The sequence below is a fragment of the Streptomyces sp. NPDC018693 genome, from assembly GCF_044391385.1.
Classification (GTDB): Bacteria; Actinomycetota; Actinomycetes; order Streptomycetales; family Streptomycetaceae; genus Streptomyces.
In genome coordinates, this window is sequence record NZ_JBIRZZ010000006.1 from 125,021 (window position 1) to 143,260 (window position 18,240).

General features: G+C 72.7%; 19 protein-coding genes and 1 tRNA gene. 14 read left to right on the top strand and 6 right to left on the bottom strand.

All coding sequences use genetic code 11. The annotated features are described in order from the left end of the window. Positions 1–305: 305 nt before the first annotated feature. The 3 genes from ACH5AC_RS17980 to ACH5AC_RS17990 all read left to right on the top strand — a co-directional run bounded on the left by ACH5AC_RS17980 (position 306) and on the right by ACH5AC_RS17990 (position 2,753). Positions 306–1,256 (top strand): tetratricopeptide repeat protein, encoded by a 951-nt coding sequence (locus ACH5AC_RS17980; protein ID WP_398862828.1) that lies wholly within the window; start codon positions 306–308, stop codon positions 1,254–1,256. Positions 1,257–1,417: 161 nt separating this feature from the next. Next, positions 1,418–2,143: a molybdopterin-dependent oxidoreductase gene (locus ACH5AC_RS17985; RefSeq protein ID WP_398862829.1), complete on the top strand. Its 726-nt coding sequence runs from the start codon at positions 1,418–1,420 to the stop codon at positions 2,141–2,143. After that, positions 2,127–2,753 carry a cytochrome b/b6 domain-containing protein gene (locus ACH5AC_RS17990; RefSeq protein WP_398862830.1) on the top strand — a complete coding sequence of 209 codons (627 nt, stop codon included), beginning with the start codon at positions 2,127–2,129 and terminating at the stop codon, positions 2,751–2,753. The genes ACH5AC_RS17985 and ACH5AC_RS17990 overlap by 17 nt, the downstream gene beginning before the upstream one ends. Before the next feature lie 81 nt (positions 2,754–2,834). On the opposite strand, the gene ACH5AC_RS17995 is transcribed toward ACH5AC_RS17990, so the two are convergent. Beyond that, positions 2,835–3,347 carry a gluconokinase gene (locus tag ACH5AC_RS17995; RefSeq protein WP_398862831.1) on the bottom strand — a complete coding sequence of 171 codons (513 nt, stop codon included), beginning with the start codon at positions 3,345–3,347 and terminating at the stop codon, positions 2,835–2,837. Positions 3,348–3,473: 126 nt separating this feature from the next. On the opposite strand from ACH5AC_RS17995, the gene ACH5AC_RS18000 reads away from it, so the two are divergent. Then, on the top strand, positions 3,474–4,175 hold the full coding sequence (locus ACH5AC_RS18000; RefSeq protein WP_398862832.1) for a FadR/GntR family transcriptional regulator: 702 nt from the start codon (positions 3,474–3,476) through the stop codon (positions 4,173–4,175). Between the two features lie 18 nt (positions 4,176–4,193). Here the strand turns inward: ACH5AC_RS18000 and ACH5AC_RS18005 are convergent, their stop codons facing one another. Then, the gene (locus ACH5AC_RS18005) at positions 4,194–4,622 is read right to left on the bottom strand and encodes a YchJ family protein (RefSeq protein ID WP_398862834.1); all 429 of its coding nucleotides are present in this window, start codon (positions 4,620–4,622) and stop codon (positions 4,194–4,196) included. A 222-nt stretch (positions 4,623–4,844) separates the two neighbouring features. Further along, positions 4,845–4,929 (bottom strand) — tRNA-Leu (locus ACH5AC_RS18010). A 161-nt stretch (positions 4,930–5,090) separates the two neighbouring features. Between ACH5AC_RS18010 and ACH5AC_RS18015 the strand changes: the two genes are divergently transcribed. The 3 genes from ACH5AC_RS18015 (at position 5,091) to ACH5AC_RS18025 (ending at position 7,861) form a co-directional block, all read left to right on the top strand. Continuing rightward, positions 5,091–6,416, top strand: a complete 1,326-nt coding sequence (locus tag ACH5AC_RS18015; RefSeq protein WP_398862835.1) for a M20/M25/M40 family metallo-hydrolase — start codon at positions 5,091–5,093, stop codon at positions 6,414–6,416. A gap of 229 nt (positions 6,417–6,645) precedes the next feature. Further along, complete coding sequence (gene chpH / locus ACH5AC_RS18020; RefSeq protein ID WP_398862836.1) at positions 6,646–6,879, top strand: chaplin ChpH; 234 nt, start codon at positions 6,646–6,648, stop codon at positions 6,877–6,879. Positions 6,880–7,015: 136 nt separating this feature from the next. Further along, complete coding sequence (locus ACH5AC_RS18025; protein WP_398862837.1) at positions 7,016–7,861, top strand: chaplin family protein; 846 nt, start codon at positions 7,016–7,018, stop codon at positions 7,859–7,861. Between the two features lie 61 nt (positions 7,862–7,922). Here ACH5AC_RS18025 and ACH5AC_RS18030 read toward each other — a convergent pair whose 3' ends face one another. Beyond that, complete coding sequence (locus ACH5AC_RS18030; protein WP_398862838.1) at positions 7,923–8,111, bottom strand: DUF5703 family protein; 189 nt, start codon at positions 8,109–8,111, stop codon at positions 7,923–7,925. Between the two features lie 47 nt (positions 8,112–8,158). Here ACH5AC_RS18030 and ACH5AC_RS18035 point away from each other — a divergent pair, with 47 nt between their 5' ends. Further along, positions 8,159–8,794, top strand: a complete 636-nt coding sequence (locus ACH5AC_RS18035; protein ID WP_398862839.1) for a hypothetical protein — start codon at positions 8,159–8,161, stop codon at positions 8,792–8,794. 42 nt (positions 8,795–8,836) lie between these two features. Here the strand turns inward: ACH5AC_RS18035 and ACH5AC_RS18040 are convergent, their stop codons facing one another. Beyond that, entirely contained in the window at positions 8,837–11,353 is a 2,517-nt protein-coding gene (locus ACH5AC_RS18040) for a helix-hairpin-helix domain-containing protein (RefSeq protein WP_398862841.1), read from the bottom strand. Further along, positions 11,350–12,336: an aldo/keto reductase gene (locus tag ACH5AC_RS18045; RefSeq protein WP_398862842.1), complete on the bottom strand. Its 987-nt coding sequence runs from the start codon at positions 12,334–12,336 to the stop codon at positions 11,350–11,352. The genes ACH5AC_RS18040 and ACH5AC_RS18045 overlap by 4 nt, the downstream gene beginning before the upstream one ends. A gap of 173 nt (positions 12,337–12,509) precedes the next feature. Between ACH5AC_RS18045 and ACH5AC_RS18050 the strand changes: the two genes are divergently transcribed. The 6 genes from ACH5AC_RS18050 to mshC all read left to right on the top strand — a co-directional run bounded on the left by ACH5AC_RS18050 (position 12,510) and on the right by mshC (position 18,185). After that, positions 12,510–13,565, top strand: coding sequence for an LLM class F420-dependent oxidoreductase (locus ACH5AC_RS18050; RefSeq protein WP_398862843.1), 1,056 nt, complete (start codon positions 12,510–12,512; stop codon positions 13,563–13,565). A gap of 255 nt (positions 13,566–13,820) precedes the next feature. Continuing rightward, positions 13,821–14,609 (top strand): ferritin-like domain-containing protein, encoded by a 789-nt coding sequence (locus ACH5AC_RS18055; RefSeq protein ID WP_398862844.1) that lies wholly within the window; start codon positions 13,821–13,823, stop codon positions 14,607–14,609. Between the two features lie 53 nt (positions 14,610–14,662). Next, positions 14,663–15,349 (top strand): histidine phosphatase family protein, encoded by a 687-nt coding sequence (locus ACH5AC_RS18060; protein WP_398862845.1) that lies wholly within the window; start codon positions 14,663–14,665, stop codon positions 15,347–15,349. 98 nt (positions 15,350–15,447) lie between these two features. After that, the gene (locus tag ACH5AC_RS18065; protein WP_398862846.1) at positions 15,448–16,038 is read left to right on the top strand and encodes a DUF3090 domain-containing protein; all 591 of its coding nucleotides are present in this window, start codon (positions 15,448–15,450) and stop codon (positions 16,036–16,038) included. Then, a complete protein-coding gene (locus ACH5AC_RS18070) occupies positions 16,035–16,820 on the top strand; it encodes an SCO1664 family protein (protein ID WP_398862848.1) in 786 nt (261 codons plus the stop codon). The genes ACH5AC_RS18065 and ACH5AC_RS18070 overlap by 4 nt, the downstream gene beginning before the upstream one ends. A gap of 135 nt (positions 16,821–16,955) precedes the next feature. After that, complete coding sequence (gene mshC, locus ACH5AC_RS18075; RefSeq protein ID WP_398862849.1) at positions 16,956–18,185, top strand: cysteine--1-D-myo-inosityl 2-amino-2-deoxy-alpha-D-glucopyranoside ligase; 1,230 nt, start codon at positions 16,956–16,958, stop codon at positions 18,183–18,185. Positions 18,186–18,240 lie beyond the last annotated feature (55 nt).

Sequence of the window (18,240 nt, forward strand, 5' to 3'; positions counted from 1 at the left end):
GTACCTCGATCGTCCGGGCCGGGCGGCGGTGCCTACGGGCCGACTGTGGCGGCCTCACACCCTCGACGCCCTGGGGTCCGGAAAGGGGGGCGGTCTTCGATGGTCGCGGCCCCGACCCGTACGCGCTATGGCGTACGTCACACCCGGGCCGCCCCTGACCAGGTCCGGCGCCCCGCATGCGGCTCAAGTGGGCTCCAGCGCAAGGTACTTGGCATGCGTCACATGCTCTTGGTACTTGACGGTAAGTATGGGCTGGGGTTGGCTGTGCGTGATCGGCTGATCGCTCGCCGACACCAAATCCCCTGATGAGGAACCTCGCGGTGCCCCCACCCCCTCTCTTACTCGACGACGCCCTGGACGACGCCGAACTGCGCGCCGCCCGGACCGCGCAGGCCCAGGGCCGCCGGCGGGCCGCCCGCTCCCTGCTCGCCCGCACCGGTGACGACTGGGACCGCAGGGGCCACCGGATCACCGTCCTCGCCGCCGACCCCTACGCGGTCCCCTGGGCCCGGGACTGGCTGCGCGCCGACCCCGGCAGCGCCGACGCCTCCGTCCTGCTCGGGCTCGCCCTGGTCCACCGGGTGCTGCGGGGCCGGGACGATCCCGAGCAGGCCCGCGCGGCCTGCCGGGAGGCGGTGGAGCGCGCGCCCGCCGATCCCACGCCCTGGCTGGGCCTGCTCATGCTGGAGGGTGACGGCGGCCCGGCGGCGATCCGGCTGTTCGAGGAGGTCCGGGCCCGCTGCCCCGACCACCACCAGGCCCACCACCTGCTGGTCGCCCGGCTCGCCGAACGGCGCGGCGACACCGGCCCGGACCCGCTGCACGAGGTGTACGAGTTCGCCGCCTGGGCCGCCGAACGGGCCCCCGCCGACTCGCCGCTCGCCATCCTGCCGGTCGTCGCGCACGCCGAGCGCTACCGCGTCCTGGCCACCCACGGCTTCGCACCCGCCGACCCGGCCACCTCCGGCCACTGGTCGGACGGCAGGGCCCGGGAGGTGCTGAAGGCCGCCTTCGACTGGTGGCTGGAGTGGGAGCACGACGGCCACCCGCGCCGACTGCTCGACCTGAACTTCCTCGCCCACGCCAAGGTCTGCGAGGGCCGGAGTGCCGAGGCCGCCGCCCTCTTCCAGCGCATCGGCGACCACGCCACCGCCGTACCGTGGGCGTACCCGGACCGGGACCCGCGCGCGGCGTTCCGGGCGGCGCGCGCGGGGGCGCTGGGCAGCGACGCCGTGACTCTGTCGCGGACGCCGTGATTCCGCCAGGAGCGCCACGGGAAGTGGTGACGGATCGCCCGTGAAGTGATGGCGGACTGCCCGTGAAGTGATGACGGATCGCCCCGTGAAGTGATGACGGAAGTCTGACGGCTGTCCCGGACCCCTGGTCCCGCCCGCCCGCCGGGTGCTCGAATGGACGGGTGAATCCCGAACCACCGGAGGAGCGCGGCACCCCGGTCGGCCGCCGCGTCTTCCTCGGCACCCTCGGCCTGGGCGCCCTCGGCCTCGTCGCCGCGCCCCCGCTGCAGCGCGGCCTGGAGACGTTCCTCGGCAACGTAGGGCAGCAGGACCCCACCGGCCTGACCGGCCTGCTGCCCAACGGCGGCGGCTTCCGCTACTACTCGGTGACCTCCTCGGTCCCGCGCCGGAACGCCACCACCTACCGCCTCACCGTCGACGGCCTGGTCGACCGCCCCCGCACCTACACCCTGGCCGACCTCAGGGCGCTGCCGCAGACCCGTCTGGTCAAGGACGTCCAGTGCGTCACCGGCTGGCGGGTCCCGCAGACGCCCTTCGAGGGCGTGCGGCTGTCGGCGCTGCTGGACGCGGCCGGTGTCCAGGGCAAGGCCGGCGCGGTCCGCTTCACCTGCTTCGACGGCGCCTACAGCGAGAGCCTCACCCTCGACCAGGCCCGCCGCGACGACGTCCTCGTCGCCCTGCGCATGCAGGACAAGGACCTCGGCCACGACCACGGCGGCCCGGTCCGCCTCTATGTGGCCCCCATGTACTTCTACAAGTCCGCCAAGTGGCTCTCCGGCATCACCGTCACCGAGGACGTAAAGCCCGGCTACTGGGAGAAACGCGGCTACGACGTCGACGCCTGGGTCGGCAGGTCGAACGGGCGGGACGATGAGCCTACGAACTGAGCCCGCCCCGGCGGTCACCGCGCGTGTCCGGCGCTTCAGCCGGGCCGAGCGCTGGATCCACCGCACCACCGCCCTGCTCATGATCGTGTGCGTGGCGACCGCCGCCTGCCTCTACGTCCCGCAGCTCGCCGAACTCGTCGGCCGGCGCGCGCTGGTGGTCCTGCTCCACGAGTGGTCCGGGCTGCTGCTGCCGGTGCCCGTCCTGGCCGGCCTCGCCTCCCGCGCCTTCCGCGCCGACCTGCGCCGGCTCAACCGCTTCGGCCCGCACGACCGGCACTGGCTGCGGGCCGTCCTGCGCCGGGACAAGCGGCGGGAGTCCCGCCCGGCGGGCAAGTTCAACGCCGGGCAGAAGATCTACGCGTCCTGGATCGCCGGGGCGACGCTGGTGATGCTCGGCACCGGGCTGCTGATGTGGTTCACCGACCTCACGCCGGTCCGCTGGCGCACCAGCGCGACCTTCGTCCACGACTGGCTGGCGCTGACCATGGGCGTCGTCCTCGCGGGGCACATCGGCATGGCCCTGGGGGACCCGGAGGCACGGCGGGGGATGCGGACGGGTTCGGTGAGCCCGGAGTGGGCCGACCGGGAGCATTCGCTCTGGCGCCGGTGAGCGGCAGGACGCGAGAGGGCCCACCCGCGCCTCGTAGCGCGGGTGGGCCCTCGTCGTCGTACCGCTGGATGATCAGCGGGTTCAGCGGGCCGAGAGTTCGTCCAGTGCCTTCAGGGCCCGCGAGGTGATCTCCTCGGGGCTGCCGGCGACGTCCACGGCGACACCCGTCTCGTCCGGCTCCAGCGGCTGGAGCGTGGCGAACTGGGAGTCCAGCAGAGCCGTCGGCATGAAGTGGCCCTCGCGGTGGGACATCCGGCCCTCGATGAGCGCGCGGTCGCCCGTGAGGTGCACGAAGACGATGCCGGGAGCGGCGGCCCGCAGCCGGTCCCGGTACGACCGCTTCAGCGCCGAGCTGCTCACCACTCCGCCGGACCCCGCCCGCCCGGACGCCCAGGCGCCGATGGCGTCCAGCCAGGGCCACCGGTCCTCGTCCGTGAGGGGGACGCCGGCCGACATCTTGGCGACACTGGCCCGGGAGTGGAAGTCGTCGCCGTCGGCGTACGGAACGCCGAGCCGGGCCGCAAGCAGGGGACCGATGGTGGTCTTGCCGGTGCCTGCGACCCCCATGACCACGACGACGTGGGGGGTGCTCATGCTGCCTCGCTGTCTTCCTCGACTGATGTCGACGGCCACTCAAGCCATTAGGTAGGACGAATTCAAGTCTCCATGATGAATAAGTCAGACTTTTTAGTCCCGTGACGCACCCCGTACGCTGAGTGCATGACCACTCCGGGCCGGGGGCTGCACGGCCGTGTACTGGACACCCTCGGCCCCGCGATCACCGCCGGTGAGTACCCGCCGGGCAGCGTGCTGCGCACCGACGAACTCGCCCAGCGCTTCGATGTGTCGCGCTCCGTGATGCGTGAGGCGGTCCGCGTGCTGGAGTCCATGCACCTCGTCGAGTCACGCCGTCGCGTGGGCGTGACCGTGCTCCCGGAGTGCGAGTGGAACGTCTACGACCCGCAGGTCATCCGCTGGCGGCTGGCCGGCGCCGACCGCCCCCGGCAGCTGCGCTCGCTCACCGTGCTGCGCTCGGCCGTCGAACCGGTCGCGGCGGGCCTGGCCGCGAAGAAGGCCACGCCGGAGCAGTGCGCCGAGCTGACCCACGCCGCGCTCGGCATGGTGGCCAACTCACGCGGCCATCGGCTGGACGGCTATCTCCTCCACGACGTGGCGTTCCACCGGACGATCCTCACCGCGTCCGGCAACGAGATGTTCGCCCGGCTGGGCGATGTCGTCGCCGAGGTCCTGACCGGCCGCACCGAGCACGAGGTGATGTTCGAGGACCCCGACCCGTCGGCCGTCACCCTGCACGTCCAGGTCGCCGAGGCCGTCCGCGAGGGCGACGCGGCCCGCGCGGAGCGGCTGACCCGGGAGATCACGATGGGGGCACTCCAGGAGCTGGACATCCTGGCGCCCTGACCGACACCCGCCCCGGAACTACCCGTTGTCCGGGAACTCCCCGTCGACGTACACCCACGCCCCGTCCATCCGCTCGAACCGGCTGCGCTCGTGCAGCGCCCCGCCCCGGTAGGACGCCCGGAACTCCACGACGCCGGTCGAGTGGAACGCCGTACCGTCCTCGGTCGCGAGGATCTCCAGGCCCGTCCAGCGCATCCCCGGATCCAGCTCCAGGCGCGGGGGCCGGGTCCGCGGGTGCCAGGTGTGCAGCAGATAGTCCGTCTCGCCCGTCACGAAGGCGCTGTAGCGCGACCTCATCAGCCGCTCCGCGGTCGGCGCGGCGGCCTCACCCCGGTGGAATCGGCCGCAGCACGCGTCGTACGTCTCCGCAAGACCGCAAGGACATGCCCGCTTGTGGGGTGGGGTGGCGGCGTGCTGCCGCCGGACATGGGCGCTGCGTCGGGACATGCGCCCCATTCTGCTGCACCATCGGCCGTGCGACGGCCGCGAAGGACCTGATGTGGCTTGTGCTCCCCAGTGCGGGCACTTGCTGCGGCCCCGACCGGCTGCACGCGCCCCGGCGGGGCATCGGCTGTCCGCGCCACTTCTACGTCCCCCATGAGACGAGATGCGCTTGAGCACGGCAACGGCGAGGGCCGCGACTCCTGTCGCGGCCCTCGCCGTTCTCTGTGTCCGAGGGGGGACTTGAACCCCCACGCCCGATAAAGGGCACTAGCACCTCAAGCTAGCGCGTCTGCCATTCCGCCACCCGGACAAGGTGTCTGTCGTGCGGGGTTTCCCCCGCGGCGACGAGGTAAACATTACCAGGCTTTCGGACATGCCCGATCGCGGCCGGCTCCCGGGGGGCGTGCCGGGCCGGTGACGGGGGAGGGAGGATGAAGGGAACCAGCAGCAGCGACAGCGGGAGGAACCAGCGTGAGCGAGACCGACTCGGTCAAGGGCGTCACCGGCGAGGACGAGGTCGTGGACCTGTGCCGCGAGCTGATCCAGTTCGACACCAGCAACTACGGCGACCACTCCGGCCCGGGTGAGCGCGGGGCGGCCGAGTACGTCGCCGAGAAGCTCGCCGAGGTGGGTCTGGAGCCCCGGATCTTCGAATCGCACCCGGGGCGCGCCTCCACCGTGGCCCGCATCGAGGGCGAGGACCCCTCCCGGCCCGCGCTGCTCATCCACGGCCACCTCGACGTCGTACCGGCGAACGCCACCGACTGGACCCACCACCCCTTCTCCGGCGAGGTCGCCGACGGCTGCGTGTGGGGGCGCGGCGCCGTCGACATGAAGGACATGGACGCCATGACCCTCGCCGTCGTGCGCGACCGGCTGCGCAGCGGCCGCCGGCCCCCGCGCGACATCGTGCTCGCCTTCCTCGCCGACGAGGAGGCGGGCGGCACCTACGGCGCCCGGCATCTGGTCGACAACCACCCGGAGCTCTTCGAGGGCGTCACCGAGGCGATCAGCGAGGTGGGCGGCTTCTCCTTCACGGTGAGCGAGCAGCGGCGGCTCTATCTGATCCAGACGGCCGAGAAGGGCATGCACTGGATGAAGCTGACCGTCGCCGGCACGGCAGGGCACGGCTCGATGATCCACCGGGACAACGCCATCACCGAGCTGTCCGAGGCCGTCGCCCGGGTCGGCCGGCACACGTTCCCGGTGCGGGTCACCAAGACCACCCGGGCCTTCCTCGACGAGCTGGGCGACGCCCTGGGCGCCGAGCTCGACCCGGAGGACATGGAGTCCACCCTGGCGCGGCTGGGCGGCATCGCCAAGCTCATCGGCGCGACCCTCAGCAACACCGCCAACCCCACCCAGCTCAGCGCCGGCTACAAGGTCAACGTCATCCCCGGCGAGGCCACGGCCCATGTCGACGGGCGCTTCCTGCCCGGGCACGAGGAGGAGTTCCTCGCCGACCTCGACCGGCTCCTCGGCCCCCACGTCCGCCGTGAGGACGTGCACTCCGACAAGGCCCTGGAGACCTCCTTCGACGGGGCGCTGGTCGAGGCGATGCAGTCCGCGCTGCTCGCCGAGGACCCCACCGCCAAGGCCATCCCCTACATGCTGTCCGGCGGCACCGACGCCAAGTCCTTCGACGACCTCGGCATCCGCGGCTTCGGCTTCGCCCCGCTGAAGCTGCCGCCGGAGCTGGACTTCGCCGGAATGTTCCACGGCGTCGACGAGCGCGTGCCGGTGGACGGGCTGAAGTTCGGCGTGCGGGTCCTCGACCGGTTCATCGACGCGTCGTGAGGTGGCGCGCCCAGGTGACGCGCTCCGAAGTGACGCACTCCGAAGTGACGCGCCGCGAAGTGGCGCGCCCTGAATTCGCCCACTGAAACGAAACTTCACTATTCGCGCGCATGTGCGGGAAAGACCTGGAAGAGTGAATGCGACGATAAGCTCGTAGCTCCATTAGTCCCTCCTCGTTACTGCTGACGTGGTCCGCTTCTTGGGATCGCATTGCCAACAAGGAGGAATAATGATCAAGAAGGTCGTCGCTGCTGCGGCTGCCACTGGTGGGCTGGTTCTCGCGGGTGCGGGCATGGCCGTCGCCGACGCCGGAGCCCAGGGTGCCGCCGTGCACTCCCCGGGTGTCGCTTCCGGCAACGTCATTCAGGTGCCTGTGCACGCCCCGGTGAACGTCTGCGGCAACACGGTCTCCGTGATCGGGCTGCTGAACCCCACCTTCGGCAACACCTGCATCAACAAGTGACGCACGCCCGCTGAGGGGGTCGTCCACACCGTCGGCCTCGGAGCGCGCGCCATGCGCTCCGGGGCCGACCGGTATTCAGAATCTGATGTCACGGGATTCCGTGAGTTTTCAAGGGCGAAAGCAGGGATTCAGCAAAATGCGACAGGTCACCCGCAAGGGCCTCATGACAATGGCGGCGGCGACGGGGGTGATCGCCGCCGCAGGGGGGTACGCGCAGGCGGATTCCGGCGCGATCGGATCCGCCTCGGATTCACCCGGTGTGCTGTCCGGAAACACCGTGCAGGCGCCGGTGAACGCTCCGGTGAACGTCTGCGGGAACACCGTCGACGTCGTCGGTGTCCTCAACCCCGCGGTCGGCAACTCCTGCGCCAACACGGGCAGCGGGAGCGGCTCCGGCGGCTCGAACGATTCCGGCGGTTCGGGCGGCTCCGGGGGCGCACAGGCGGGCGGAAACACCGAAGGCTCGCCCGGCGTCGGCTCCGGCAACCATGTCGAGGCCCCGATCAACGTGCCGGTGAACGTCTGCGGCAACAGCGTCAATGTGATCGGCGTCGGCAACTCGACGTACGGCAACGACTGCTCCAACGACGCCGGCTCCGGGGGCCAGCACGGCACCCCTCCGGGCGGCGGGAACGGGCACACCCCGGGTGACCCGGGACAGCAGCCCGGGAACCCCGGCGGCGACCAGCCCGGGAACCCTGGCGGCGACCAGACCGACCCGGGTGGGCTCGGCAACCAGGGCGACCCCGTCCAGGCCGGCGGAACCGCCGCGCAGGGCGGTCCCGCCGCCGTGGGCGCCCTGACCCCCACCGGCTCCCGGTCCGCCGTCCAGGCGGGGGCCCGGACGGAGGCGCAGCACAGCGCCCTGGAGCAGCTTGCGCACACCGGCGGCGACCTCCCGCTGGGGATCGTCCTGCCGGCCGGCGCGGGCGCGCTGCTCGCGGGCGCGGTCCTCTACCGCAGGGCCCGGCAGTCGGCGTAGCACGCCACCCAGGACGGAGTGGGGCCCCGCCTCTTCGGCGGGGCCCCACTCCCGTCTCAGCTCACCACGTGGCGCGCACCTGGCGGATGATCCGCCGGCGCAACCGCACCTTGCGGCTGCCGTCGCGCATCAGGCTCAGACGGTGCAACTCCCAGTGTCCGTACTCGGCATGGTCCGTCAGCAGACGTGTCGCCTCCTTGCGGGAGACCCCGCGCGGTACGTACACGTCGACAAATTCGTATTCCGGCATCGCATCTATTGTGCGGGCTGGGCCCTGGTACGGATAGCGTCTGCACTATGTCTGATGCTGCGCAGCCCACCGCTGCCGAGGTACGCGCCGCCGCCGAGGCGGTCAAGACCGCGCTCGACCGCCACCTGGCCGCGGTCGAACGCCGGTCGGGGGAGGACGACCCGGCCGTCTACGAGGCGTTCAACCAGCTGGCCGCGGCCGCGGAGGCGTACGACGAGCTGCTCTACGACCGTTACGACGAAGTCACGCCCTTCGAGATCCCCGGTACGGAGGACTCCCTTCCGCCGTACGTCGGCCCCGAGGAACCGAGCGCGTTGAGCGTCCTGATCCGCCGCGACTACTCCGTGGCGGAACCGCAGCGGCTGCTGGCCCAGGCGCAGCGGATCGAGGCGGCGGAGGACGAGGAGGGCACGGAGACGGTGCACGGCGCGCTGGGGGTGCTGTTCGGCGAGTTCGAGCCGGACGAGATCGCCTCCCGGCACAAGGAGTTCGGGCTGGAGGAGGGCGACTCCACGCTGTGGGTCCTTGCCGCAGATGAGCCCGCCGAGCCCGGCGAGTGGCTGGAGTCGCCGTTCGAGCAGCTCGATCCGCAGCGGGTGGTGTGCCGGTTCGACGTGAGCGCGGTGTTCGACGAGGAAGAGGAACTCGACGAGGACGAGGATCTGGAGCCGCTGGAACGCTGAGCGCTGCGCGGGGGCGCCCCGAAAGGGGGCGCCCCCGCCGCCTCAGCCGGCTGTTGGTACCTGTGTGCGCAGGAGCGTGGGCAGGCGGGTCGTGCGGGGCTTGGCCGGGATTTCCGTGACGGCTCTCGGGAGGGACTGTTCGGCTCCGTGGACCACGGAGAGGTGGCGTTCGGCTCGGGCGAAGGCCGTGTAGACCCAGGGGCGGGAGAGCATCTGGGCGGCGTCGCCGGGGAGGACCACGACCGCCGCCGGCCAGCGGCTGCCGACGGCCTGGTGGGCGGTCAGCGCCCAGCCGTGCCGCACCGACTGCTCCACCCGCTCCTTCGCCACGACGACGGAGGCACCGGCGCAGGAGAGACGCAGGCCCTCCGCGTCGGCCCCCATGACCTGCCCGGCGAGGGTGCGGCCCGGGGCGGGGGAGTAGGCGACCCGGTCGCCGGGGTCGAAGCCGGCGAACCGGCCGGGGCCGGGATTCAGCCTTTCTTTGAGCGCGGCGTTGAGTGCGCGGGTGCCGGCCGCGCCGCCGTGACCCGGGGCGATCACCACCGTCTGCTCGGCCGGCACCCCGAGGGCCCGCGGCACCGAGTCCGCGACGAGCTGCACGGTCCGGTGCACGGCCTCGCCCGCGTCCCGCACCGGCACGATCACGATCTCCTTCCCGGGCGCGTCGACCTGGTTCAGCTCGCCGACGCCGATCCCGGAGAGCAGCTCACCGAGCGGGCCGGGGTCGGGCGTGCGCGACGCGATCTGCGGGCACGCGCGTGTGGCGAGCAGATCGGCGAAGACCCGGCCCGGACCGGCCGACCACAGCAGCGCCGGGTCCCCGCTGAGCACCAGCCGCGCCCCGTCCGGCAGCGATTCCACGATCATCGCCGCGCTCTCCACGTCGAGCTGCGGCGCGTCCAGCAGGACGAGCAGGTCCAGCGTCAGGGCCCCGTCGGCGTCCCGGCCCGGCCCCTCCGCGCCGGAGAGCAGACCGGGGACGGTGACGACGCCGCCCTCGTCACCCAGGAGCGCCGCGAACCTGTGCCGGCCGTCGGGAGTGTGGCAGGCCGCGACCACCCGCAGGCCCAGGGAGCCGGCCGCGGCGACCAGCGCCGCCGGTTCGGCGCGGGCCGCCTCGCCGCCGGTGTGCAGCACCAGGCCGTGCCCCGCGACGGCGCGGATCAGCTCGGCCGCGCTGCCGGAGGCCGAGGCCGCCGCCGACTCCCACTGAGCCGGGGCCTCCTTGGACAGGGAGTTGACGATCCGGGCCAGACCGTCGGCGAGGCTCTCCTCCGCGAGCGCGTACCGCTCCAGACCGACCAGGACCCGGACCGGGCGGGCCTCATTCTCGCCGTCCTCCTCGTCGCCCTCCGCCCGCTGCGGGGCGTGCGCCCCGGGCTCCTCCAGGGCGTCCTGGAAGGCGAGGGCCTCACCCTCCGCGAGCGTGCTCTGAACGGCGACGTCCGCGTCCGGCACGCCCCGCTGGGCCAGCGCGGCCGTCAGCGCCGGCAGCTCCAGCGCGGTGTGCCCGGCGAGGGCCGCCTGCTCCAGCAGCCACACCGTGACGGCGCGGCCCCGGCGCTCGTCGTCCGGACCGCACTGCGCGCCGAGCAGCGCCCGCGCGAACCCGTCGGCCTGCTCGGGCCGCACTCCGGGGACCCGCAGCAACTGCCAGGGGTCCTCACGCAGCAGCTCCCCGGCCCCCTCGCCGAGGACCGCGGCGACCTGAGGCGCCAGCGCCTCGGGCGCACCGCCGGACGCGAGCACCTCACGCACGGCCGCGACGGTCTCCGGGGCGGGCACGGCGGCGGCCTCGGCGACCACTGACTGCGGACGCCGCACCGGCTCCGGGCCCGGGGTCGGTGCCGCGCGGCGCGGTGCGGGCTCCGGTTCGGCGAACACGGTGGCCACCGGCTTCTGACCGCTCTCCACGGCCCGCACGGCCGCGAGCAGATCGGCGGCCTTCCCGCTCAGCCCGGCCCCGCTGTCGATGGGCCCCTTCCTCTCGGCCTTCCGCCGCTCGATCCGCTCCCGCTCCAACCGCTGAGCGGCAAGCTCAGCCTCAGCCTCGGACAACTGCCCCGCGCTTTCCCCACCCGACGCCTCACCTCCGCCCGAGCCACCACCGCCGCCCACACCCTCAGCGTCGGCCGGTCCACCGCCGTCGACCAGGCCCTCTGCGTCGGCTGTTGCGCGGCCGTCGGCCGGGTTCTCGGTGTCGGTTGGCTCAGGGCCTGCGGCTGGTTCACCGCCGTCCGAAGGTCCGTTGCCACTGGCCCTGTTCTCGGCGTCGGCCGGCTTGCCGCCGTCGGCCGGTCCGTTGCCGCCGGCTGGGTGCCCGGCATTGGCTGCTCCCTTGCCGTCGGCCGGGCCGCCGCCCCCGGTCGCCTCCGTACCGCCGGCCGTCTCGCTCACCGCCGCGCCCGTGCCGCCCGCCGCGCCCGTGCCGCCCGCCGCGCCCGTGGTGTCCGCCGCGCCCGTGCCGCCCGCCGCGACCGCGTCCCCTGCCCCGGCCCCCGGCCACCCCGGTGTCCCCGGCTCCGTGTTCTCCGTGGTCTCCGGTTCCGTGCTCACAGCGTGCTCCAGTCGTGATCGGGATAGCGGTGCACGGGCGCCGACACATCGTCGAGCGCCCGGCAGATCTCGTCAGGAAGACTAAGCGCCTCCACTGACAACGCCGCCCTGAGCTGCTGCGCGTTGCGCGCGCCGACGATCGGGGCGGCGACCCCGGGCCGGTCGCGGACCCAGGCGAGGGCGACCTGGAGCGGGGTGACCGCGAGCCCGTCCGCCGCGGTCGTCACGGCGTCCACGATCCGGCTCGCGGTGTCGTCGAGGTAGGGCTCGACGAACGGCGCGAAGTGCTCCAAGGCGCCGCGCGAGTCGGTGGGCAGGGCGTCGCCCCGGTACTTGCCGGTGAGCACACCCCGGCCCAGCGGCGAGGACGGCAGCAGCCCGATCCCCAGGTCCAGCGCGGCCGGCAGCACCTCCCGCTCCACGCCGCGCTGCAACAGCGAGTACTCCATCTGCGTACTGGCCAGCCGGGTGCGCGTACCCGGCGCCGCCAGCTGCCAGGTCCCCGCCTTGGCGAGCTGCCAGCCGCAGAAGTTGGACACCCCGGCATAGCGCGCGCGGCCGCCGGCCACCGCGATGTCGAGGGCCTGGAGGGTCTCCTCCAGCGGGGTGTGCGGGTCGAAGGCGTGCACGTGCCACACGTCGACGTAGTCCGTGCCCAGCCGGTCCAGGGAGGCGTCCAGGGCGGCGAGGAGATGGCCGCGGGAGCCGTCGAAGCGGCGGTCCGGGTCGGGCACGCTGCCCGCCTTGGTGGAGATGACCAGTTCCCGGCGCGGAACCAGCCCTTCCATGAGGCGCCCGAGCAGATACTCGGCCTCCCCGTCGCCGTACACGTCCGCCGTGTCGACGAGGGTGCCGCCGGCCTCCCAGAACGTCTTCAAGAGGTCCGCGGCGTCGTGCTCGTCCGTGTCGCGGCCCCAGGTGAGGGTGCCGAGCCCGATGCGGGACACGCGCAGGCCGGTCCGGCCGAGATGCCTCTGCTCCATGGACGCCGAGATTACTGGCCAGGGTTGCGCCGTGGGTTGCCTGTGGATAACCGAATTCCCGCACCCCAGCTGCGGAACGTCGCGGCCGCGGCGGCCCGGGCGGGCGCGGCGGCACCCCGCCAGGCTATGGTCTCCGGAACAGCGCTGTTACTCGTCAGTAAGGGGATTCGGCCATGCAGCTCGGGATCAACCTCGGCTACTGGGGCGCCGGAATGGACGCGGACAACCTCGCCGTCGCCCAGGAGGCCGACCGCCTCGGCTACTCCGTCTGCTGGGCCGCCGAGGCATACGGCTCGGACGCGGCCACCGTGCTCACCTGGGTCGCCGCACAGACCGAGCGGATCGACGTCGGCTCGGCCATCTTCCAGATCCCGGCCCGCCAGCCCGCGATGACCGCGATGACCGCCGCCACCCTCGACTCCCTCTCCGGCGGCCGCTTCCGCCTCGGCCTCGGCGTCTCCGGCCCACAGGTCTCCGAGGGCTGGTACGGCGTCAAGTTCGACAAGCCCCTGGCACGCACGCGTGAGTACGTCGAGATCGTACGGAAGGCGATGTCCCGTGAGCGGCTGTCCTACGAGGGTGAGCACTGGACGCTGCCGCTGCCGGACGGCCCGGGCAAGCCGATCAAGCTGACCGTGCACCCGCAGCGCGAGCACATCCCGCTGTACATCGCCGCGATCGGCCCGAAGAACCTGGAGCAGACCGGCGAGATCGCCGACGGCGCCCTGCTGATCTTCCCCTCCGCCGCCCACCTGGAGGACACCGCCCTCACGTACCTGCGCGCGGGCCGCGAGAAGGCCGGCAAGACCATGGACGGCTTCGACGTCTGCCCGACGCTGCCGCTGGCCGTCGGCGCCGACCAGGACATCACCCGCCTCGCCGACACCTTCCGCCCCTACACCGCGCTCTACGTCGGCGGCATGGGCAGCGCCAAGCAGAACTTCTACAACCAGCTCGCCCGGCGCATGGGCTACGAGAAGGCCGCCGCCGAGATCCAGGACAAGTACCTGTCCGGCGACAAGGAGGGCGCCGCGGCCGCCGTACCGCACGATCTGATCGACGCCACCACGCTGCTGGGATCGGTGGAGCGGATCGCCGACCGGATGACCGCCTACGCCGCCGCCGGCGTCACCACCCTCACCCTCGCCCCCGCCGGCTTCACCCTCGACGAGCGGCTCGCCTCGCTGCGCGCGGGCGTCGAGGCGCTGGAGCGGGCCGGCCTGGGGTAAGGGGAGTCCCACAGCGGAGGACCACCGCGGGATTCACTGTGGGGGTTCACTGCGGCCGTGGTGGGGGCTCGGGGGTCTTCCCCGCCACGGCCGTCACCGGTAACAACGCGCCCGCGGGCGCCCGGTTACGCTCCCGGCGCGACCCCGTCCGTCCTTCTTTCGGCGGAGTTGTCGGACACAGGTGTTGCCGTGCCCGGCTCGCCGCATTTGACTCGTTCTTCGCGGAGTCCTGCGCAATGCGGAGAGGGGCCCACCATGCTTTCGGCCAAGAGTCTGTTCCAGGAGATCCTCGACAACGACGAGTCCTACGCGCTGTTCTGCTCCATCGCCGCCAGCGGGGAGACCCAGGGCGGCTGGGAGAACGCGCGGATCGCCGCGCTCGTCCCGCGGAGCGAACGTGGTCTCGCACCCAAGATCACCCGCCACGGAGCCGACGAGGACAAGCATGGGCGAATCTTCAACGCGCTGATGAAGAAGCGCGGCGTCGAACCCGTCCCCGTCCCGCCCGAGACCGACTACACCATGCTCCTGGAACGGGCCGGCATCGGCCTCTCCCACGACAAGCTCAAGGCCGAGCAGCCGCTCACCGTCGAGGACATCGTCACGTACCTCGCCCACAGCAGGGTCACCGAGCAGCGCGCCTCGGAGCAGATGGAGATGCTGCGCACGTACTTCGCCGACCACCCCGACATCGGCCGCGCGGTCAGGATGATCTCCCACGACGAGGACAACCACCTCGCCTACTGCCACGAGGAACTCCTGCGCCTCGCCCACGCCGGACACGGCCGTACCATCCAGCGCACCCTGCGTGAGTGCGCGCTCGCCGAGATCCGCGTCTACCGGGACGTCAGCCTCGCCGTCATGGCCCACATGGGCCGGATCCTGGGCTGGCCGAGGCCCAAGTCGGCCGTGCTGGCGGCCGGCATCCACGCCGTGTACGCCTGGGAGCGGTTCGCGGGCTGGCGGCGCATGGTGTCCCTGAAGACACCCGAACGCCGCGACGCGCTCGGCGGACCGACCACCACGTCCCCCGAGTTCGCCTGACCCGGTCGGCGAAGAGGTCCTCGGGCCACCGGTGTACGCCTACCCTGGGCGGCATGCCCACGCTGATCCTCGTCCGGCACGGCCGGTCCACCGCCAACACCTCGGGCGTGCTCGCCGGCCGGACGCCCGGCGTCGCCCTCGACGAGCGCGGCGCCGCCCAGGCCGCCGCCCTGCCGGGACGGCTGGCGGCCCTGCCGATCGCCGAGGCCGTCACGAGCCCCCTGCAGCGCTGCCGGGAGACCCTCCGGCCCCTCCTGGAAGCCCGCCCTGGTCTGCGCCTGCACACCGAGGAGGGGATCACCGAGTGCGACTACGGCGACTGGAGCGGCCGCAAACTCGCCGAGCTGAGCGACGACCCCCTCATGCAGGTCGTGCAGGCCCACCCCTCCGCCGCGGCCTTCCCCGGCGGTGAGTCCATGCGCGCCATGCAGACCCGCGCCGCCGAGGCGGTACGCGAGTGGAACGCGCGCGTGGAGCGCGAACACGGCGCCGACGCCGTCTACCTGATGTGCTCGCACGGCGACGTCATCAAGTCGCTCGTGGCGGACGCGCTCGGCCTTCACCTCGACCTCTTCCAGCGGATCTCCGTCGAACCGTGCTCCGTCACCGCGATCCGCTACACCCGTACGCGCCCCTTTCTCGTGCGCCTGGGAGACACCGGTGACTTCGCCTCCCTCGTGCCGCGTGAGGAGCCGCCGGCCGAGGACGCCACGGTCGGGGGCGGCGCGGGCGCACCGTGATCGTCCCGCAGTAGGGTGAAGCGGTCCGCACACGCGCGTGCACGCATGGACGGTCGCGCCACCCGCGCACGCACCCACGAATCCCATGGAGACAGGACGTGTCCCGTCAGGTGTTCCTCTACGACCCACCGGACCGCTTCGTGGCCGGTACGGTCGGACTGCCCGGGCGCCGTACCTTCTTCCTCCAGGCAACCGCCGGCACCCGCGTGACCAGCGTGGCCCTGGAGAAGACCCAGGTGGCAGCGCTCGCCGAGCGCATGGACGAGCTGCTGGACGAGGTCGTACGCCGCAGCGGCGGCAGCGCCTCCGTGCCCGCCGTGGCGCCCGCGGAGAACGCCGACACGGCCCCCCTCGAAACCCCCGTCGAGGAGGAGTTCCGGGTCGGCACCATGGCCCTCGCCTGGGACGGCGAGGAGCAGCGCATGATCGTCGAGGCGCAGGCCCTGGTGGAGCTCGACGTCGAGACCGAGGAGGACCTCGCCGAGGCCGAGGAGCGGCTGCTGCAGGACGAGGAGAACGGGCCCCCGATGCTGCGGGTCCGCCTCACCGGCGCCCAGGCCAGAGCCTTCGCCAAGCGCGCCCTCGACGTCGTCAACGCCGGCCGGCCGCCGTGCCCGCTGTGCAGCCTGCCGCTCGACCCGGAAGGACACGTATGTCCGCGCCAGAACGGATACCGCCGCGGAGCATGACCGCCGCGCGGCTGCTCGCCGACGGCGAGCTCACCGTGCGCGGACAGATCCGGGACGCCTCCAACGCCGCCCTGTACTGCACGGTGTCGTACGACGGCCAGGAGGCCGCCTGCGTCTACAAACCGGTCGCTGGGGAGAGACCCCTGTGGGACTTCCCCGACGGGACGCTGGCCCAGCGCGAGGTGGCCGCCCACGCGGTCTCCGAGGCGACCGGCTGGGGTCTCGTCCCGCCCACCGTGCTGCGCGACGGCCCGTACGGCGAGGGCATGTGCCAGCTGTGGGTCGAGGCGGCCCCGGACGAGGAACTGCTCGCCCTCGTCGACGGGGAGGAACCCGGGCCGGGCTGGAAGGCGATCGGCTTCGCCGAGGTCGGGGAGGGCCGCACGGCGCTGCTGGTGCACGCCGACGACGAGCGGCTGCGGCGGCTCGCCGTCCTCGACGCGGTGATCAACAACGCCGACCGCAAGGGCGGCCATCTGCTGCCCACCGGCGACGGACGGCTCTACGGCATCGACCACGGCGTCACCTTCAACGTCGAGAACAAACTGCGCACGCTCCTGTGGGGCTGGGCGGGGGAGCCGCTGACCGCGGAGGCGGTGGAGGTCCTCAAGGGCCTCAGGAGCGCCCTGGAGGCCGACGGGGAACTGACCGCGACCCTGGCCGCCCTCGTCACCCCCGCTGAGATCGACGCCACACGCGCGCGTGTCGACGCCCTGCTCGCCTCCGGGAGGCATCCGGAGCCCAGCGGCGAGTGGCCCGCGATCCCCTGGCCGCCCGTCTGACAGCGCCCGGGGTGCCGTACGGCACCCCGGCCCCGTTTGACAGCACATCGACCGGAAACCCGCAAGAACGCCTTCCCGGCCATCCGGGCCCACTCCGGTTCGTATACCGAACTACGGTCCGGTTAGGCTCATGACATGCATGCCTGGCCCGCTTCCGAGGTCCCCGCCCTGCCTGGTCAGGGCCGCGACCTGAGGATCCACGACACCGCGACCGGCGGCCTGGTCACTCTCGACCCCGGTCCGGTCGCCCGCATCTACGTGTGCGGCATCACCCCGTACGACGCCACCCACATCGGACATGCGGCGACGTACAACGCGTTCGACCTGGTGCAACGCGTGTGGCTCGACAACAAGCGGCAGGTTGAGTACGTCCAGAACGTCACCGACGTCGACGACCCGCTGCTGGAGCGCGCCCAGCGCGACGACATCGACTGGGTCGCCCTCGCCGAGAAGGAGACCGCCCTCTTCCGCGAGGACATGACCGCCCTGCGGATGCTCCCGCCCCAGCACTACATCGGCGCCGTCGAGGCGATACCCGGCATCGTGCCGCTCGTCGAACGCCTGCGCGACCTCGGTGCCGCCTACGAGCTCGAGGGCGACATCTACTTCTCGGTCGAGTCCGACCCGAACTTCGGCAAGGTCTCCGGCCTCGACGCCGCCGCCATGCGGCTGCTGTCCGCCGAGCGCGGGGGCGACCCCGACCGGCCCGGCAAGAAGAACCCGCTCGACCCGATGCTGTGGATGGCCGCCCGGCCCGGCGAGCCCAGCTGGGACGGCGGCTCCCTCGGCCCCGGCCGCCCCGGCTGGCACATCGAGTGCGTCGCCATCGCCCTGGACCACCTCGGCATGGGCTTCGACGTCCAGGGCGGCGGCTCCGACCTCGCCTTCCCGCACCACGAGATGGGCGCCTCGCACGCCCAGGTGCTCACCGGCGAGTTCCCCATGGCCAAGGCGTACGTCCACGCCGGCATGGTCGCCCTGCACGGCGAGAAGATGTCGAAGTCCAAGGGCAACCTGGTCTTCGTCTCCCGGCTGCGCCGCGACGGTGTCGACCCCGCGGCCATCCGGCTCGCCCTGCTCGCCCACCACTACCGGGCCGACTGGGAGTGGACCGACCAGGTGCCGGCCGACGCGGCCGCCCGGCTCGACCGCTGGCGCGCCGCCGTGTCACGGCCCGACGGCCCACCCGCCGACGCCCTCGTCGAGGAGATCCGGGACGCCTTGGCGGGCGACCTCGACGCCCCCGCCGCGCTCGCCGCCGTCGACCGCTGGGTCGCCCTCCAGGACGAGCGGGGCGGCACGGACACCGGAGCCCCCGGCGTCGTCTCACGCGCCGTGGACGCCCTGCTCGGCGTGGCGCTGTAGCCGAGGACAGCGGACCGTGAGGGGCGCGCCTCCGCACCGGGGAGCGCGCCCCTTG

Coding starts and splice junctions, on each gene's coding strand:
- ACH5AC_RS17995 (WP_398862831.1), bottom strand. CDS start 3,347: ATGAGCACCCCCCACGTCGTCGTGGTCATGGGGGTCGCAGGCACCGGC.
- ACH5AC_RS18025 (WP_398862837.1), top strand. CDS start 7,016: ATGCGACAGGTCACCCGCAAGGGCCTCATGACAATGGCGGCGGCGACG.
- ACH5AC_RS18055 (WP_398862844.1), top strand. CDS start 13,821: ATGCTTTCGGCCAAGAGTCTGTTCCAGGAGATCCTCGACAACGACGAG.
- ACH5AC_RS18030 (WP_398862838.1), bottom strand. CDS start 8,111: ATGCCGGAATACGAATTTGTCGACGTGTACGTACCGCGCGGGGTCTCC.
- ACH5AC_RS18050 (WP_398862843.1), top strand. CDS start 12,510: ATGCAGCTCGGGATCAACCTCGGCTACTGGGGCGCCGGAATGGACGCG.
- ACH5AC_RS18045 (WP_398862842.1), bottom strand. CDS start 12,336: ATGGAGCAGAGGCATCTCGGCCGGACCGGCCTGCGCGTGTCCCGCATC.
- chpH (WP_398862836.1), top strand. CDS start 6,646: ATGATCAAGAAGGTCGTCGCTGCTGCGGCTGCCACTGGTGGGCTGGTT.
- mshC (WP_398862849.1), top strand. CDS start 16,956: ATGCATGCCTGGCCCGCTTCCGAGGTCCCCGCCCTGCCTGGTCAGGGC.
- ACH5AC_RS17990 (WP_398862830.1), top strand. CDS start 2,127: ATGAGCCTACGAACTGAGCCCGCCCCGGCGGTCACCGCGCGTGTCCGG.
- ACH5AC_RS18060 (WP_398862845.1), top strand. CDS start 14,663: ATGCCCACGCTGATCCTCGTCCGGCACGGCCGGTCCACCGCCAACACC.
- ACH5AC_RS18005 (WP_398862834.1), bottom strand. CDS start 4,622: ATGTCCCGACGCAGCGCCCATGTCCGGCGGCAGCACGCCGCCACCCCA.
- ACH5AC_RS18000 (WP_398862832.1), top strand. CDS start 3,474: ATGACCACTCCGGGCCGGGGGCTGCACGGCCGTGTACTGGACACCCTC.
- ACH5AC_RS18035 (WP_398862839.1), top strand. CDS start 8,159: ATGTCTGATGCTGCGCAGCCCACCGCTGCCGAGGTACGCGCCGCCGCC.
- ACH5AC_RS18070 (WP_398862848.1), top strand. CDS start 16,035: ATGACCGCCGCGCGGCTGCTCGCCGACGGCGAGCTCACCGTGCGCGGA.
- ACH5AC_RS17980 (WP_398862828.1), top strand. CDS start 306: ATGAGGAACCTCGCGGTGCCCCCACCCCCTCTCTTACTCGACGACGCC.